The 16,374-nt window shown below is 62.8% G+C and carries 18 protein-coding genes and 1 tRNA gene; 10 read left to right on the forward strand and 9 right to left on the reverse strand.

The window, feature by feature from the left end; all coding sequences use genetic code 11:
• Positions 1-781: 781 nt before the first annotated feature.
• Together LB577_RS11325 and LB577_RS11330 are read right to left on the reverse strand one after the other, a co-directional pair.
• Positions 782-867 (reverse strand) — tRNA-Leu (locus tag LB577_RS11325).
• 284 nt (positions 868-1,151) lie between these two features.
• Complete coding sequence (locus LB577_RS11330) at positions 1,152-1,817, reverse strand: outer membrane protein (RefSeq protein ID WP_224686766.1); 666 nt, start codon at positions 1,815-1,817, stop codon at positions 1,152-1,154.
• Positions 1,818-2,090: 273 nt separating this feature from the next.
• Between LB577_RS11330 and ade the strand changes: the two genes are divergently transcribed.
• Positions 2,091-3,908 (forward strand): adenine deaminase, encoded by a 1,818-nt coding sequence (gene ade, locus LB577_RS11335; RefSeq protein WP_224686767.1) that lies wholly within the window; start codon positions 2,091-2,093, stop codon positions 3,906-3,908.
• Between the two features lie 20 nt (positions 3,909-3,928).
• Here ade and LB577_RS11340 read toward each other — a convergent pair whose 3' ends face one another.
• Together LB577_RS11340 and LB577_RS11345 are read right to left on the reverse strand one after the other, a co-directional pair.
• Positions 3,929-5,089, reverse strand: a complete 1,161-nt coding sequence (locus LB577_RS11340; RefSeq protein ID WP_224686768.1) for an alpha/beta hydrolase — start codon at positions 5,087-5,089, stop codon at positions 3,929-3,931.
• Between the two features lie 142 nt (positions 5,090-5,231).
• Positions 5,232-6,305, reverse strand: coding sequence for an alpha/beta hydrolase (locus LB577_RS11345; protein ID WP_224686769.1), 1,074 nt, complete (start codon positions 6,303-6,305; stop codon positions 5,232-5,234).
• Positions 6,306-6,717: 412 nt separating this feature from the next.
• On the opposite strand from LB577_RS11345, the gene ilvA reads away from it, so the two are divergent.
• Positions 6,718-7,974: a threonine ammonia-lyase IlvA gene (gene ilvA / locus LB577_RS11350; RefSeq protein ID WP_224686770.1), complete on the forward strand. Its 1,257-nt coding sequence runs from the start codon at positions 6,718-6,720 to the stop codon at positions 7,972-7,974.
• The gene (locus tag LB577_RS11355) at positions 7,971-8,525 is read left to right on the forward strand and encodes a DUF1697 domain-containing protein (protein ID WP_224686771.1); all 555 of its coding nucleotides are present in this window, start codon (positions 7,971-7,973) and stop codon (positions 8,523-8,525) included. The genes ilvA and LB577_RS11355 overlap by 4 nt, the downstream gene beginning before the upstream one ends.
• A gap of 1 nt (position 8,526) precedes the next feature.
• Here LB577_RS11355 and LB577_RS11360 read toward each other — a convergent pair whose 3' ends face one another.
• Together LB577_RS11360 and gloA are read right to left on the reverse strand one after the other, a co-directional pair.
• Positions 8,527-8,820 (reverse strand): DUF2218 domain-containing protein, encoded by a 294-nt coding sequence (locus tag LB577_RS11360; protein ID WP_224686772.1) that lies wholly within the window; start codon positions 8,818-8,820, stop codon positions 8,527-8,529.
• Between the two features lie 138 nt (positions 8,821-8,958).
• Positions 8,959-9,399: a lactoylglutathione lyase gene (gene gloA / locus LB577_RS11365; RefSeq protein ID WP_224686773.1), complete on the reverse strand. Its 441-nt coding sequence runs from the start codon at positions 9,397-9,399 to the stop codon at positions 8,959-8,961.
• Positions 9,400-9,615: 216 nt separating this feature from the next.
• Here gloA and LB577_RS11370 point away from each other — a divergent pair, with 216 nt between their 5' ends.
• Genes LB577_RS11370 through LB577_RS11380 form a run of 3 tightly spaced genes read left to right on the forward strand, consistent with a single transcriptional unit; the run spans position 9,616 to position 11,582 of the window.
• The gene (locus LB577_RS11370) at positions 9,616-10,212 is read left to right on the forward strand and encodes a cold-shock protein (protein WP_031249706.1); all 597 of its coding nucleotides are present in this window, start codon (positions 9,616-9,618) and stop codon (positions 10,210-10,212) included.
• 22 nt (positions 10,213-10,234) lie between these two features.
• Entirely contained in the window at positions 10,235-10,795 is a 561-nt protein-coding gene (locus LB577_RS11375) for a DUF192 domain-containing protein (protein WP_224686774.1), read from the forward strand.
• A 19-nt stretch (positions 10,796-10,814) separates the two neighbouring features.
• Positions 10,815-11,582 (forward strand): alpha/beta fold hydrolase, encoded by a 768-nt coding sequence (locus LB577_RS11380; RefSeq protein ID WP_224686775.1) that lies wholly within the window; start codon positions 10,815-10,817, stop codon positions 11,580-11,582.
• Positions 11,583-11,817: 235 nt separating this feature from the next.
• Here the strand turns inward: LB577_RS11380 and LB577_RS11385 are convergent, their stop codons facing one another.
• On the reverse strand, positions 11,818-12,423 hold the full coding sequence (locus tag LB577_RS11385) for a hypothetical protein (RefSeq protein WP_224686776.1): 606 nt from the start codon (positions 12,421-12,423) through the stop codon (positions 11,818-11,820).
• Positions 12,424-12,568: 145 nt separating this feature from the next.
• Here LB577_RS11385 and cysE point away from each other — a divergent pair, with 145 nt between their 5' ends.
• The gene (cysE, locus tag LB577_RS11390; RefSeq protein WP_013895783.1) at positions 12,569-13,417 is read left to right on the forward strand and encodes a serine O-acetyltransferase; all 849 of its coding nucleotides are present in this window, start codon (positions 12,569-12,571) and stop codon (positions 13,415-13,417) included.
• A gap of 152 nt (positions 13,418-13,569) precedes the next feature.
• Positions 13,570-13,773: a DUF3126 family protein gene (locus LB577_RS11395; RefSeq protein ID WP_023764279.1), complete on the forward strand. Its 204-nt coding sequence runs from the start codon at positions 13,570-13,572 to the stop codon at positions 13,771-13,773.
• Between the two features lie 57 nt (positions 13,774-13,830).
• Here the strand turns inward: LB577_RS11395 and LB577_RS11400 are convergent, their stop codons facing one another.
• Positions 13,831-14,562, reverse strand: coding sequence for a hypothetical protein (locus LB577_RS11400; protein WP_224686777.1), 732 nt, complete (start codon positions 14,560-14,562; stop codon positions 13,831-13,833).
• A 123-nt stretch (positions 14,563-14,685) separates the two neighbouring features.
• On the opposite strand from LB577_RS11400, the gene LB577_RS11405 reads away from it, so the two are divergent.
• Together LB577_RS11405 and LB577_RS11410 are read left to right on the forward strand one after the other, a co-directional pair.
• A complete protein-coding gene (locus LB577_RS11405) occupies positions 14,686-15,027 on the forward strand; it encodes a DUF6949 family protein (RefSeq protein ID WP_023776214.1) in 342 nt (113 codons plus the stop codon).
• 20 nt (positions 15,028-15,047) lie between these two features.
• Positions 15,048-15,575, forward strand: coding sequence for a gamma carbonic anhydrase family protein (locus tag LB577_RS11410; protein ID WP_224686778.1), 528 nt, complete (start codon positions 15,048-15,050; stop codon positions 15,573-15,575).
• Positions 15,576-15,618: 43 nt separating this feature from the next.
• Here the strand turns inward: LB577_RS11410 and LB577_RS11415 are convergent, their stop codons facing one another.
• On the reverse strand, positions 15,619-16,179 hold the full coding sequence (locus tag LB577_RS11415; protein ID WP_224686779.1) for an ankyrin repeat domain-containing protein: 561 nt from the start codon (positions 16,177-16,179) through the stop codon (positions 15,619-15,621).
• Positions 16,180-16,374 lie beyond the last annotated feature (195 nt).

Consider the following 16,374-nt stretch of genomic DNA (forward strand, 5'->3'; position numbering starts at 1 on the left):
TCGAGAGTGCATATGGGCCCTGGTGAAAAGGCTACTCTGCCGTTCGAGGCTGAACGCGAAGCCCGTCTCGCCAAGAATGCCCGTCTCAGGGAGCTTCGATCTCATGCGTCTTGGCTCGCGCTCGATCCTGACGCTCCGTTTCATGACGAGATCGACCTCTCAGCTGTCTTCGAGGAAAACGCATTCGGCAACCGCTAGGTAAGCGGGCGTTTTTGCGGCGGATTCTTATGGGAGCGGGGAGCTTCTGGCGCTGCTGTGAAGTGGGCGGAGGTTTTCTATTTCCCAAATATCGCGCTTGAAAGACGAAGGGCCTGAGCCGCCACTATCGCGATCCAGGCCCTTAGCCGTCGGGTTCACCAGTGACATTGCGCCTACTGGAGGCCTGTCACAAGCTGGACCTTGGTCCCCCGGTCTAATGCCTGTTAAGCGGCCCGGCTGCTTTTCCTTCGGGGAGACAACAGCCGGGCCATGCCGGGAAAGTCGAGAGCCCCAGCCTATAAGAACATGCGTTACTGCTAATATTAGGTGCAACATTCATGCATTAGGCCAGAGTACGAACTTCCGTCGCTAACTGCGGTAACGGTGATAGACGGGCGGCGCTATGCCTCGCGGCGCAGCCGACGACATAGCCGATGATAACTGGGTGAGCTTTGGAGGTCCCGGGCTGCATGGGTGAAAAGCAGCACGACAAACAGAACGATGACTGCAGATGCAAACCCGGTAACGAGAGCCAACAAACGCTGCTGGGGTCGGTATGTACAAGAGAAAACGGCCGACGTTATGGTGCGGACGACGGGAATCGAACCCGTACGATCAGAGATCGAGGGATTTTAAGTCCCTTGCGTCTACCAATTCCGCCACGTCCGCAGGCCAGCCCTTTTCAGACGCCAGACGCAGGCCGTCAAGTCGTGTTCTTGGCAGTCCGAACGCCGCTCATCCCAGAGGAAGGGGCGTAACGATACTGGTGTGATCGCGGAATTTAGCGCGCCGCGCGCAATGCGTAGGGTGTTTGCACGGCGGACTTGATCCACCGAGGCCGGCGTCTACCAGGCCCAACCCATTCCCCCGCCCACTGGGGGCGCCGGCCGCCCCTCTCATCGCAATTGCCAATCACGCCATATCGGTCGTTCGCCGACCGATATTGGCAATGTTCAGAACTTGTAGCTCAGATTGACGCCGACGGTGTTCAGCTTCGTATCTTGGTCGCGGTCGGTGAAGCCGTTGGATCCATCAAAGTGCTCCGAGCCGAAATCGTAGTAGCGATACTGCGCGCCGACGACGAATTTGTCGGTCAACGCATAGTCGACGCCGGCGCCCACGGTCCAGCCGACATTCGTACGTGTTTCGGAGAAGGCGGCGCCCGCGGCTTGCGAGGTTTCGATGCCGGCGAAGGCGACGCCGCCTATGCCATAGACAAGCACGCGGTCCATGGCATAGCCGGCCTTTGTATTGACCGACCCGAACCACTTGACGTCGGTACCGAACGTGTTTCCCGCGCCTAGGTCGGCCGTCCCGTCGACGGAGGAATAGTTGAGGTCGGCCTCGGCGCCGATCACCGCCTGGTCGAATTGCCACAGCCCGGCGACGTGGCCGCCGACGAAGCCGCCGTCGATGTCGGGCGAGACGGAAAACGGTCCGCCGTCGGTTCCGGAGATATCGGATTGGCCCCAGCCATAACCCGCCTGCATACCGGCATAGTAGCCGGTCCAGTCGAAGCCGGGCGCGGTCATCGGCACGTCGACTGCCGGGTCGGCTGCCAAAGCCGGCACGGACAGGGCTGCAAGAAGACCGGCACTTGCGACGATAAGGCGGTACATCGAACTCCCCGGACGAAGAGCCAGAAAAATCCTTGCGGGCAACGTAACCTGATTTGCCGCAAAACGGAATCAGATTCCTAGTGCCGCCTGCCGCACCCCTGCGGTGGCAAGCCGAAGCCCCGCGACCGGCGAACTCCATCGCCTCGCGGAATGGATTTTGGCGGGTGGGCGCGATAGCCGTCGTGAAGGCTGCGTAGGCCTTACCCTATCCGCGGTTTGGCGCTGGTCAAAACCAGGCGGGCTTGGCACAGTCGCGCAAACAGGAGTTCCTTCATGGCAAAGAAGCCGGCGGCGCAAGCGACGAAACCCAGGCCCTGGACAGAGATGGCGACCCATCTCGTCGACGTCGCCATGGGTCGCGAGCCCGCCGATCTCGTCATCCGCAACGGCCGCTGGGTGAATGTTCACTCCGGTGAGATCATCGCCGGCACCGACATCGCCATTGCCGGCGGCCGCTTCGCCTATTGCGGACCGAATGCCAGCCACGCCATCGGCCAGGGCACCAAGGTGGTCGACGCCGGCGGGCGCTATCTGGTGCCCGGGCTCTGCGATGCGCACATGCATGTCGAGAGCGGCATGGTGACGGTGACCGAGTTTTGCCGCGCCGTCATCCCGCATGGCACCACCTCGATGTTCATCGACCCGCACGAGATCGCCAATGTGCTGGGCCTGCCCGGCGTGCGGCTGATGCATGACGAGGCGGTGGCCATGCCTATCAACGTGCATGTCCAGATGCCGTCCTGCGTGCCCTCGGCGCCGGGGCTCGAACACGCCGGCGCCGAACTGACGGTCGCCGATGTAGCGGAAGCGATGAGCTGGGAAAACATCATCGGGCTCGGCGAAGTGATGAATTTCCCTGGTGTCGCGGCCAACGATCCGGTGATGTCGGGCGAGATCGCCGCGACGGTGAAGGCGGGCAAGACGGTCGGCGGGCATTATGCCTCGCGCGATCTCGGCCTGCCGTTCCACGGCTATGTCGCCGGCGGCCCGGAGGACGACCACGAGGGCACGCGCGCCGAGGACGCCATCGCCCGCGTGCGCCAGGGCATGAAGGCGATGCTGCGGCTGGGCTCGGCCTGGTACGATGTCGCCTCGCAGATCAAGGCGGTGACCGAAGGCGGCATCGACCCGCGCAATTTCATATTGTGCACAGACGACAGCCATTCCGGCACGCTGGTCCACGAAGGCCACATGGACCGGGTGGTGCGCCACGCCATCAGCCAAGGGCTAAAGCCGGTGACGGCGATCCAGATGGCGACGATCAACACCGCCCAGCATTTCAGGCTGGAGCGCGAGATCGGTTCCATCGCGCCGGGGCGATTGGGCGACCTGCTGATCGTCTCCGATCTCGCCGCGATGACCATCGACGAGGTCTATGCGCGCGGCGTCAGGCTGGCCAAGGGCGGCAAGCTCGACATCGATATTCCCGCCTATGACTATCCGAAGACGGCGAAGAACACCGTCAAGTTGGGCAAGAAGCTGAAGGCCGGCGATTTCGATATCGAGGCGCCCAAGGGCGCCAACGAGGTGCGGGTGCGGGTCATCGGCGTCATCGAGAACCAGGCGCCGACGCGGGCGCTGGAGGCCGATCTTCCAGTCGAGGACGGGCTGGTCGCCATGGATCGCCGCAACGACATCTGCCAGATCGCGCTGGTCGAGCGGCACAGGGGCACCGGCGGCGTCACCAACGCCTTCGTCTCCGGCTTCGGCTATATGGGTGACTGCGCCATGGCTTCCAGCGTGGCGCATGACGCCCACCACATCATCTGCGTCGGCACCAACAAGCAGGACATGGCGCTGGCGGTCAACCGGCTGGGCGAGGTCGGCGGCGGGGTCGTGCTGTTCTCCAAGGGCAAGGAACTGGCGCTGGTCGAAATGCCGATCGCCGGCCTGATGTCGGACGAGCGAGCCGAGATCGTCGCCGCCAAGGCGGACAAGCTGACCGAGGCAATGCGCAAGATGGGCTGTTCCCTCAATAACGCCTACATGCAGCACTCGCTACTGGCGCTGGTCGTCATTCCGGAGCTCAGGATCTCCGACGTCGGCCTGATCGACGTCACGACCTTCCAGAAGGTGGATCTTTTCGTCTAGATCAGCCGCCGGTGGCCTGCTTAACCGCCGGTAGCGATGGTCAGCACCTTGAACGGTGTCGTGATGATGACTTCGGCGGCGGAGCCGACGGCCTTACCCAGGCCTTGGCCGATATTGGCAAGCTGGGCGGGGTTCTCATCGGCAGCCAGGCCAGCCGGCGTACGCAGCCGGTCACCGAGCAATTGCACCAGGAACGGGTTGTCGGCAAATTTCGCGTGGTTGAGGCCTCCGTCGCCGCCCTTGGTCTTGGTCAGGTCGACGACGGACACACCATAGCTGGCGAGATCGGCCGCGTTGCCGTAGTCGCCGACACGCGGTTTGTCGCCGGAGATGAATGAAGACAATTTGAGCGCCCGGTCATCGCCCGATAGCAGCACGGCAAACGGCTTGTCGGGCTTGCCGTAACGGATCATCTGCTTCTTGAACACGTCGACATCGATGTCGGGCGAGGCGAGGATGACGTAACCGAGCTTGCCGCCCAGATCGCGGTCGCCGGTGATGGCGAGCTGGCGCAGCGCCTCCATCGTCAGCCAGGTTCCCATCGAATGCGCGATGATGTCGATGCTCTTGACCCGCGTCTTGGCGAGCATCCTGAGCGTCGCCTCGAGATCGTCACGGGCGGCGGTTGAGCTGTCCTTGTCGTAGATATAGCCCGTGGTCTTGGCGCTCGAGGCCCAGGAAAACAGCACTGGCGTGCCCGGATATTTCGTATCGTGGGCGATCTGCGTCAGCCGGTAGATGCCGTCGTCGAAGCCGTTGTTGAACCCGTGCACGAAAACCAGCGCGCGGTCGCCGCGCATGGCGATGTCGGCGCCGACCGCTTTGGCGAATTGCGGTGCGCCCTCATAGTAGGTGACGTCCTTGGCGGTGAAATCTTTCGCCGGATTGCTGTTGGCCGACCCCTTGGCCCGCTCGATGGCGCCGACCTGATGGCTTTTCGGGACCGTAACGTCGACGCGGGCGTAGCTGGTGGTCAGAGAACGGTCGCCGTCGAACACCTGCCGCGGATCTTTCGTTGCCCTCTGGCGCGTCGTCGCAACAAAAATCTCATGCGTAGCCGCGATGTCCGAAGCTGGCGCGGCGACGGTGGTCTTGTTGAGGAGGTCATGCGTAGGGCCGGCGCAGCCGGCGATGGCGAGCGCAAATGCGACGACGAGCAAACCCTTCAAACGCACAGTCACACGCCGGCTCCCGTAGCGGGGACGTCAGACGCATGACGTCGCTGACTATCCCGATAAGGCCAGAGGCCGGCGCGGTCCAGTTCAAAGTGGATTGATGGCTCGGCAATGGTGAACGGGCACGGCGCAATCCGTTGCGCCGCATCTATTGTCCAAGCAGGCTGATGCGGTCGGTCACGTCGCGGTCACTGGCAAAGCCGTCATCCTCGCGCAGCCGCTGGCCGATCATCTTCACCAGGGCTGGATTGTCGGCGAATTTCGTATGGTTGAAGCTGTCGCTGCCTTTGACCTTGGAGAGATCGACCACCGTCACGCCATAGGAGGCAAGATCGGCGGCGTCCTTGTAGTCGCCGACGCGTGGGCGCGCACCGGCGATCAGGCCTGAGAGCCTGAGCGCCCGGTCGTCGTCCGACAACAGCAAGATGAACGGCTTGTCCGGCTTGCCGTAGCGGCGCATCTGGCTCTTGAACACGTCGACATCGATGTCGGGCGAGGCAAGCACAACGTCGCCGAGCTTGCCGCCGAGGTCGCGGTCGCCGCTGATGGCCATCTGGCGCAGCGTTTCCATGGTCACCCAGGTTCCCATCGAATGCGCGACAATGTCGATGCGCCGTGCGCCGGACTGCTGCAGCATGCGCAAGGTCACTTCGAGCTGGTCGCGGGCGGCACTGGCACTTTCCTTGTCGTAGACATAGTCGGTGGTCTTGGCGCCCGAGGCCCAGGAGAACAGCACGGGCGTGCCGGGATAACCGGAATCATGGACGATCTGGGTCAGGCGGTAGACGGCATCGTCGAAGCCGGTGTTGTAGCCATGGACGAAGACCATGACGCGGCCGCCGCGCGCGGCGATGTCGGCGTTGAGCGCACTGGAGAATTTCGGCTGGGTGTCGTAGCCGACGACCTCGGAGGCCATGAAATACGTGGTCGGATCGTTCGATTTGCCGCGCGAGCGCCGCTCGATCTGGCCGGTCTGATGGACGCCTGGCACGGTGACGTTGACGCGCGCGTAGTTCAGCGTCGCCGAGCGTTCGCCATCGAAGACCTTGTTTGGATCATCGGATTTCTTGCGCGTCGTGGCAATGAAGATCGAGTGGTTGCCGGCGATTTCCGTCACCGGTACGGCCATGACCGCGCTGCCGAGCAGTTCCTCGGTTTGGCGGCCGCCGCAGCCCGCAACCAGCAAGGCAAGCGCAAGAATGCAAATCGTCTTCAAATGCACGTCAAAATTCCACGTCAAAATTCCACCGGGCCCAAACAAGGGCCGTCCACCCTCCGCAATATCTCCCCAGCAGGCCAAAGTGCGGCGGAAGTAAGTCGTGTCCAGCCGAAATCTCATCGGCGTCCGGCGACGGCCCTCCGACTGTTGCGCGAAAGCCAACGCGGCGGCGGGAGGGGCTGGAACGCCGCGCAAGGCCAGCACCCCGGAGCCTTGGCCGGATGCCGCGAGCGGCCCCGACGATGCGCGCCCGCACCGTTTGCAGAGGACATCAACAAACGCTTTCAAGTGACTGCAGTCATGACAGGAATATGTTTCAGTTGGCGCGACGCCAATCGGACAATGGTCTTGCCCTGCCGGATGTGCAATAGGGTTGTGTCTAACTCGCCTGCGGGCGGTCCGGGATGATCTTGCCATGACCAGCTTTTCCTCGCGCGTCGCCACCGCCGCTGCCGCGATCCGTCAGATTTTTCCGGAGACGCCGCTGCAGGAGAATGACTACCTGTCGGAAAAGACCGGCGCGCGGGTGCTGCTGAAGCGCGAGGATTTGAGCCCCGTGCGGTCCTATAAGATCCGTGGCGCTTTCAACTTCTTCCGCAAGGCGCTTGCCGCCGGCAACCAGGCCGAACTGTTCGTCTGCGCTTCCGCGGGCAACCATGCGCAGGGCTTCGCGTTCGTCTGCCGCCATTTCGGCAGGAAGGGCGTGGTGTTCATGCCGGTGACCACGCCGCAGCAGAAGATCGACAAGACCAGGCTGTTCGGCGGCGACTTCGTCGAGATCAGGCTGGTCGGCGATTTCTTCGACGACTGCTACCGCGCCGCATTCGAATTCACCGAAAGCTCCGGCGCCCATATGGTGCCGCCCTTCGATCACAAGGACATCATCGAGGGACAGGCGACGGTCGCCTATGAGATCGCGGACCAGATGCCGGGCGCGCGCATGCCCGACATCGTCATGCTGCCGGTCGGCGGCGGGGGCCTGGCTGCCGGGGTGACGCACTACTTCGCCGATCAGGGTCGGGACGCGCGGTTCGTCTTCTGCGAGCCGGCGGGGGCGCCCAGCCTGCGCGAGAGCCTTGCGGCGGGAAAACGGCTGAAGCTCGCCAAGGTCGACAACTTCGTCGACGGCGCGGCGGTCGCCGAGATCGGCCGCGAACCGCTGCGGCATCTCAAGGAGTTCGCCGCCGACACGGTGCGGCTGATTCCGGAAAACCGGCTCTGCGCCACCATGATCGAGATGCTCAATGTCGAAGGCGTCGTGCTCGAGCCGGCCGGCGCGCTTGCGATCGATGCGCTGAAGGACTTTTCCAGGAAGGAGATCCGAGGCAAGACAATTGTCGCGGTCGTCTCGGGCGGCAATTTCGATTTCGAGCGGCTGCCGGATGTTAAGGAGCGGGCGCTGCGCTTCGAGGGACTGAAAAAATACTTCATCATCCGCTTTCCGCAGCGGCCGGGCGCGCTGCGCGACTTCCTCGAACTGCTGGGTCCGGACGACGATATTGCACGCTTCGAATATCTGAAGAAGTCGGCGCGCAATTTCGGCTCGGTTCTGATCGGCATCGAAACCAAGGATCGCCGCAATTTCGATCTGCTGAAAGCGAATTTCGAGGCCGAGGGCGTCCAGTATCAGGACATCACCGACAACGAGACGTTGGCGGGGTTCATTATATGACCGCAAAAACCTTCGTCGCCCTGTTTTCCGGGATCAATGTCGGCGGCAACCGCATCGTCAAGATGGCGGAGTTGCGGACGTTCTTTGAGGATCTCGGCTTTTCCGACGTCGCCACCTATGTGCAGAGCGGCAATGCCGTGTTCCGGGTCAGGAAGGGCGATGCCGCTACGCTGGCCAGGCAGATCGAGGCGGCCTTCGAGAAGAAATGGGGTTTTCATTCGCGCATCATGGTGCGCGATCTCTCCTGGTTCGAACGGCTGGTGAACGAAAATCCCTATCCGGAAGCGGCCGCTGACCACACCAAGCTCCATGCCTATGCGCTGGAGCGCGAGCCGACCGCCGAAGAGGTGGCGCGGCTCGCCGAAAAGTGCACCGGCCCCGAGCGCTTCGAAGTCAAGGGAGACGTGCTCTACCTCAGCGCGCCGGACGGGCTCGGCAAATCAGTATTTGCCAACCTCATTCCGCGCGTTCTGAAGGTGCCCTGCACCGCGCGCAACTGGCGCTCGGTGCTGGCGCTGCTGGAGATGGCTTGGCAGGTCGGCAAAAACTAGATTACGCCGCCGGAGCCCGCTTCCAGTCGAAGCTCAGCTCTTCGCGGAAGGCAAAGCGCTTTATGTGGTCGGCAACGACGCTTTCCAGGCGCTCGAGCGAACCTGCTTCGTCAGTCGATACCGCGATGTGAAGCGCACTTGGATCGGCATCCATGGTGGTGCGGCCGAGCGAGAGATCGATCGTGCCATGGGTGGGATCGAACTCGACGGGGAATTTATGCGCCCAGTGCTTGCACAATTGCTGTAAATAGCGGCTGGCGTGTTCGGTGGCGACGTCGGCATGGCTGGACGGCATGACTGGATTCTCCGCGGCGGGCGCCCATTGGCATGACAAGGCGCCGGCGTTCTCAAAGCCGGCGCGATATCGAACAGATAGGCACTGCGTTGCCGAACGCCAGAGGCCGGGCAATATTCGCCTGGCACGGATGGAAGCTTACCAGCTTCCGGTGTTCGCCATCGAAGCCCAGGGCTCGGCCTTGGCCTTGGCCGGACCTTTCTGCAAAAGCTCGATGGAAATGCCGTCGGGTGACCTGACGAAGGCCATGTTGCCGTCACGCGGCGGCCGATTGATGGTGACGCCGCTGTCCATCAGCCGCTGGCAGGTGGCATAGATGTCGTCGACCTCATAGGCGAGGTGGCCGAAATTGCGCCCGCCCTTGTAGTCCTCCGAATCCCAATTGTAGGTGAGTTCGACCAGCGGTGCCTTCTCGTTGATGCCGCTTTGCTCGTCTTCCGGCGCGGCCAGAAAGATCAGCGTGTAGCGGCCCTGCTCGTTTTCATAGCGGCGCACTTCCTTCAGGCCGAGCTTGCTGCAGTAGAAATCGAGCGAGGCATCGACATCGGCGACGCGGACCATGGTGTGCAGATAGCGCATGTGTTTTCCTCGATTTGTTGGGTTGCGGCGCAACATAGGGTCGGGTCGCTCAAAGGGCAATCGTCGGGCCGCGGAGATGCCGGCAAAGAACAAATACGGTATTCCCGCAATGAACCGTGAAAAAAGGCACGTCAGGTCTTGCACACACGGGAAGCGCCGGTGTTAATCTGGTATCAAGAATCAGTTGCGGTGTTCTTGAAAAGAGGGGGCATTCTTATGGGGGAAAAGGCCTCTTTGACGGGGCGGGCCGATACCCTTGGCGACGCCTTGACGCGCGACGAAGGCGGCGATGCCGCCGATCTCGTCGAAATAGCCGGCGCCATCAAGTGGTTCGATGTGGCCAAGGGGTACGGGTTCATCCTTCCGGATGACGGTATCTCGGGCGATATCCTCCTCCATGTGACATGTCTTCGACGAGACGGTTTCCAGACGGCCCTGGAAGGCGCGCGCGTGGTCTGCCTTGTCAAACAGGGCGAGCGTGGACTGCAGGCCTTCCGCGTGCTGTCCATGGATGTCACCACCGCCGTCCATCCCGCGGAAATGCAGGAGCAGCGCACCCATGTCTCGGTGACGCCGGAGAGCGGGCTCGAACGTGCCTTGGTCAAATGGTTCAACCGCACCAAGGGATTTGGCTTCCTGACCCGCGGCGAGGGTACCGAGGACATTTTCGTCCATATGGAGACCTTGCGCCGCTACGGCATCACCGAGCTTCGGCCCGGACAGGTCGTGCTGGTCCGTTTCGGGCGCGGTGACAAAGGCCTTATGGCCGCCGAAATTCACCCCGATATGGGTACCTTGCCGGCCTCGCATTAGGCGACCCGGCCGAGGATTTCGAATGGCTCACAGGAACTGGCTGACGGCGGGCGTGATCTGCGCCGTTGCTGCCGTCATCATCGCCGCAGGCGCTTTCTTCTATTTTCAGGTACCCAGCGCGGCCGAAGGCCGGGCGATGGTCCTTCCTGTCGATCCGACACCGCTGGTCGCGGTCACGAAAAGCGGCGAACGCTCCTTTTCGATCGAAGTCGCCGATAACGAGGCAGAGCGGGAGGCCGGGCTGATGTTTCGCGAGGACATGGCCGACGATCACGGCATGCTGTTCGTCTTCGACGAGACCCGCGAGGTCAATTTCTGGATGAAGAACACGCCGATGCCGCTCGACCTGATCTTTGTCGGCCAGGACGGCAGGATCCGGGCGATCGAGGAAGGCGAGCCGCAATCCGAGGCGATCGTGTCGCCCGGCGAGCCGGTCCGCTTCGTGCTCGAACTCAAGGCCGGCACGGCCGCCCGGGACGGTATCGCGGACGGCGATCTGTTGCGCCATCCGGCGATCGGCACCGCATCGGGGCCTGGCATGCCGCCGGCCGACAAGGGCGATGCGCCCAGCGGCGGCGGTTGAATACGCAGGCGGATCGCTGATGCAGTATTTTTCCCATGACGGGTTCGATCTTGCCTTCCTCGACCGCCAGCCGGCATCGGGCGAGGGCGATCCCGTGCTGATGATCCACGGCTTCGCTTCGAGCCATTATGTCAACTGGGTGTCGCCCGGCTGGTTCAAGACGCTCAACGATGCCGGTTACCGCGCCATCGCCTTCGATAATCGAGGCCACGGCTCGTCGTCCAAAAGCTATCAGGAGGCCGACTACACGCCCGACGCCATGGCCTCCGACGCGGCCGCCCTGCTGGATCATCTCGGCATCGAACGGGCGCACGTGATGGGTTATTCGATGGGCGCGCGTATCGCGGCGTTCCTGGCGCTGTCAGATCCGGACAAGGTGGCGACGCTGGTCTTCGGCGGCCTCGGCATCGGCATGATCGACGGTGTCGGCGACTGGGATCCGATCGCCGCGGCGCTTCTTGCCGACGATCCGGCCACGACCACCCATCCGCGCGGCCGCTCGTTTCGTGCCTTCGCCGACCAGACCCGCAGCGACCGCCGGGCGCTTGCCGCCTGCATCGCCAAATCGCGGGAGCTCCTGAGCGAGGACGATATTGCCCGCATCGCCCAACCGACGCTGATCGCCGTCGGCACCACCGACGACATTGGCGGTTCCCCGGACGAGCTTGCCGCCCTGATGCCGAACGCCAGGGCTTTTCACATCGAGGGCAGGGACCATATGCTGGCGGTCGGGGATAAGACCTTCAAGCAGCGCGTGCTGGAGTTCTACGCCGAAAGTCCGCTTTGAAGCTGCGCGCCAGTGCCGGGCTCAGTCCCGGCCCCTTGCGTCTTGAACCGACTTTGCGAGCACGCACAGCGATCAGGCCGTGGGCCTAAGCGTTCAGCTCCATCCACCGGGTCGCCTACCGCAAGACCAATGTCCAGCGCTCGCTTGTCCAGGCGTTTCTCGGGGCTCCGTTCGATACGATCCCGGTGGCACGAACCACGTAAGGTGGCCCACGCAAGGGCGTCAGGGGGACCGATCACGCAGGCTTCTGCAGCGCCTCCAGCGACCGCGCCATGTTCAGCCTGGCCTGCGGCTCGAAACGCCGGCGAAATTCCTCCGTTTGGAAGATATGCGGACGGGCAAGGAAATTCGTCAGCACCGCGCCGCGGCCGGCACGCCACATCGGCTCCTCGACCCAGGCATATTCGCGGCGAACCGCGCATTCATAGGCGTCGAAGGCATCCGACTCGGCGCCCAGGATCGACAAATCCATGTCGAGGAAAAGGCTGGCGTCCCGCGTCGCCGTCGCGTCGTCGAATTGGGGCAGTTCATGCGTTGCGGTGGCCAGGATCATCGCGCTGATGCGGCTCATGCGCCCGGCATCGATGCGGCCCGCGAGCCATTTTTCGGCAAGCGCCGCGCTTTTGGCCTCGTTGTCCTTGGCCTTGCTGTCGTAGATGGCGTCGTGGAACCAGATCGCCGCCTCGACAGCCTGGGGGTCGCCGAGCAGCCCCCGATAGTCGCCAGCCAGCGCCAGCATCGCCTCGATATGGGCAAGGTTGTGATAGTGGCGATCCTCGGCCTGGTAGAGCGCCGAAAGTTCGGTTTTCACTGCATTGTCGATCAAGGGTTCGTTTTCCATGGCTGCTTGAATTCCTGCGAACCAAATCCATTTGACAGAGCACTAAGGAAAATTGAGTTCAATCGTGCTATGATCTGGCCTATATGTGCGGCCGGATAGCAGGCAGCACCACAGGCAAGCTAGCAGGACGCAGGACAAGACGTCGATGAACAGCATCAGCATTTCCCGCCACAGCGCGTTGCAGCCGGTCGATCCGATCTGGCGGTCGATCCGTGACGAAGCGATGGAAGCGGTCAACCGCGATCCGCTGCTTGCCGCCTTCCTCTATTCGACGATCCTCAATCAGGAGAGCCTGGAAGAGGCCGTGATCCACCGGATCGCCGAGCGGCTCGCCCATCAGGATATCGGCTCCGACCTCATCCGCCAGACTTTCAAATCGATGCTGGCCGACGACAAGGGCTGGCCGACCACGGTGCGCGTCGACATCCAGGCCTATTATGATCGCGACCCGGCCTGCGACCGGTTCATCATGCCGGTTCTCTATTTCAAGGGCTTTCATGCCATCCAGACCCATCGGCTGGCGCATTGGCTATGGAACCAGGGCCGCAAGGATTTCGCGCTCTACCTGCAGAGCCGTTCTTCCTCGGTCTTCCAGACCGACATCAACCCGGCCGCGCGCATCGGCATGGGCATCTTCATCGATCACGCCACCGGCCTCGTCGTCGGCGAGACCGCGGTCATCGAGGACGACGTATCGATCCTGCACGGCGTGACGCTGGGCGGCACCGGCAAGGCCGGCGGCGACCGCCACCCCAAGATCCGCCGTGGCGTGCTGATCGGCGCCGGCGCCAAGATCCTCGGCAACATCGAGATCGGCCACTGCTCCAAGATCGCCGCCGGCTCGGTGGTGCTGTCACCGGTGCCGCACAACAAGACCGTTGCCGGCGTGCCGGCCCGTGTCGTCGGCGAGACCGGCTGCGATCAGCCTTCGCGCCAGATGGACCAGTTGCTGCCGTCGCAGACGATGGACCAGGTGGTCAGCTTCGACATCTGATTTTCCACGCCGGCGTGCTGCCTGGCGTGATTGCGATTGCCCGGCGGCGCTGCGGCTTCCGGTGCAATACAGCCGGCTTGCCTTTACATCGCCATTGTCGACGTGCCAGAAGCGCCCTTCAAACCAGCAAGCCCGATGATCGGAGAAGACTGTTGAAGCCGGACGAAATCAGAAAGCTGGACGCCTATTTCAAGCGCGTCTTCCAGAACCCCAAGCTTGTGGTCAAGGCACGGCCGCGCAAAGAGGATTCGGCCGAAGTCTATGTCGGTGAAGAGTTCCTCGGCATCGTCTTCAAGGATGAGGACGACGGCGACTACAATTTCTCGATGGCGATCCTCGACATCGATCTGGCCTGAGCCAGCATTGTTTCACGGCGGGCCGCGTCGAGCGCGGCCGGCCTCGGCACCTGTCCGTCAGTGCCCGGTTTTCAGGATTCGCCCGGCCTCGTCCGTCATTGCCGCGTCGAGCGCCTGCCAATCATCGAGAAACTCTTTCGGAAAACGATAGGTGAGGCTGAGATCCTCGCCGACATGGATGTCCCGCTCGCAGGGCGCCAGCGATTCGCCGGCGCTCGGCCCGCTCAGGCATCGCGCCACGAAGGGGTCCTTGCCCTCCCGCTTGCCGACGACCAGCACCTCGTTCAGATAGCCTGACTTCTCGTTGAAGCCATAGACCGTCGTGCCGCCTGGCCCGGGAATGCCGGGCTGGACGATCAGCGCACTGTAGATCGGCGCGAACCGGCCGCTCATGTCGCGCGACATCATCTGCTGTTCGAAGGACAGGAAAATGATGTTCTTGGCTGTTCCGGTGTGATTGAAGTCGTCGCTCGCCGCCGCACTGAAGCCGTCCATCTGCGGATAGCGAAGATAAAGGTCGAGACGCGAGGCGATGCCGTCGCGCCGGGCCTGGGCGAACCGGATGGTGTTGGCCGGAACGGCAATGACATTGTTGCCGATCACCACCTGATGGATGGTCGGATCGTCCGTATAGCCGGCCATGGCGATGGAGTGCCCGAACCATTTGCCGCCAAGGCTGATGGCAATCGACAGCAAGGCCAGCGCCGCGAAGGCGTAGAACACCCGCTTCATCAGCACGGAATCGACCACGGTGAGTTCGGGGCCGTCGGCGATCGTTGCCTGCTTCATCTCGGTCCTCGGATCCAGCTTGCCATGCGCCTTGGGTGTCCCTCGGCGGCACACATCGCTCGGCACGGCTCTTGCAGCCTTGCTGAAACGACTGTGCGATTTCATGGTAAATGGAAGGTTAAGATGACTGATATGGAAACCTTCCTGTTCGCTTTTGTCGTCGGACTGACGGTCTGCGGACTGATCGGCTCGACGATGGAGCTGGTGTCAGGCCGCAAGGTCGCCTTCGCGGAACCCTATGTATCGCCCTCGCATGTGCTGCGCTCGCTGGCGGCGACCGCCGGCGCCGGGCCCTTCATGCTGATCAACGATGCCCTGGATGCCCGGCGCCAGAACCGCATTTCGACAATGGCGCTCTTGTCGTGCGGCTGCACCGCGATTGCCTGGTCCCTGGCGCTGGGCATCGTCGTGCTTGCCATTGCCTCAGGGACGATCCGTCTCCTAGGGTCCGGCATTCCAGCCTGAATGCGATTCGGAGGCCGAAAATGCCGCTATATGCGATTGATGGAACCGAGCCCAGTTTCGTGGACGCCGGCTCGAACTGGATCGCACCCGATGCGACGCTGATCGGTAATATCAGCGTCGGCCGCAACGCCGGGTTCTGGTTCGGCGTCGTCATCCGCGGCGACAATGAACCTGTTGTCATCGGCGCCGACACCAATGTGCAGGAACATACGGTCATGCACACCGATCCCGGCTTTCCGCTGACCATCGGCGAAGGCTGCACGATCGGCCACCGGGCGATGCTGCATGGCTGCACGATCGGCGACAACAGCCTGATCGGCATGGGCGCCATCGTGCTGAACGGAGCGAAGATCGGCAGGAATTGCCTGGTCGGCGCCGGCGCGCTGGTCACCGAAGGCAAGGAATTCCCGGACAATTCGCTGATCGTCGGCTCACCGGCCAAGGCGATCAGGGTGCTTGACGACGCGGCGGTCGCCAGGCTGCGCGGCTCGGCTGCGCATTACGTCGCCAACGGCAAACGCTTCAAGGCGGGGCTGAAGAAGGTTTGAGGGCATTCCTACCTGTCCGTGTTGCCGACGATCGCAGCCCAATTCACCGTCCGCTAGAGCCGCGCCCGGCCATCGCATCACGCAACAATGAAGCACCGGCTTCGAAGCCTGCATTGTCGGCCTCCTCGACGGCTGTCGTATAGTTGTCGATGCGGGTTTCGAGCATCGGGTCGGCGCCCGCCGCCAAAAGCAGGCGGATTGCTTCGGCGCTGCGAATGACCACTGAATAGTGAAGCGGCGTCCAGTCGTTCACGCCCCGCATGTTGGGATCGGCGCCACTGTCGATCAGCAGTCTGACGATTTCCAGACGGTCGGTGCGTTCGGTGGTCAGCGCTGCAATGATTGCCGGAAAGCCACCGTGATCCTGATAATTCGGATCGGAGCCCGCATCCAGCAACGTCGAGATGAAGCCGACCGGGCTCCAATAGATCGCATATTCCAGCGGGTGCCCGAGCCCAAGCTCGAACGGCATGCGCTCGTCGAACCAGCGTGGTGAGCCGCCCAGGGCTTTGCCAAGGCCATCGAAGTCACCGGCCTTGAACGCGTCGTCGATCGCCTTGAACAGACGATGGCGCTCGCATCGATCTTCCGGGACTTCCAACATCACCGTGATCCAGAAGGCGAAGTCAACGGCGTATAGTGCCTCGACCTGCTGCTCGTGGAAAGGTGGGGCGGGATGACACCATTGGCTCGGTCGATCTTCAGGGCCGCCAAGGTGATAGGTTGCTCAAGCGACCGCCAGAAATGGCGGAGCCGGCCCGGGGACGGGGCCGGCTCCTATGACCCGGTCGTTGGGGAC

It is taken from the genome of Mesorhizobium sp. B283B1A (genome assembly GCF_020165735.1).
Classification (GTDB): Bacteria; Pseudomonadota; Alphaproteobacteria; order Rhizobiales; family Rhizobiaceae; genus Mesorhizobium; species Mesorhizobium opportunistum.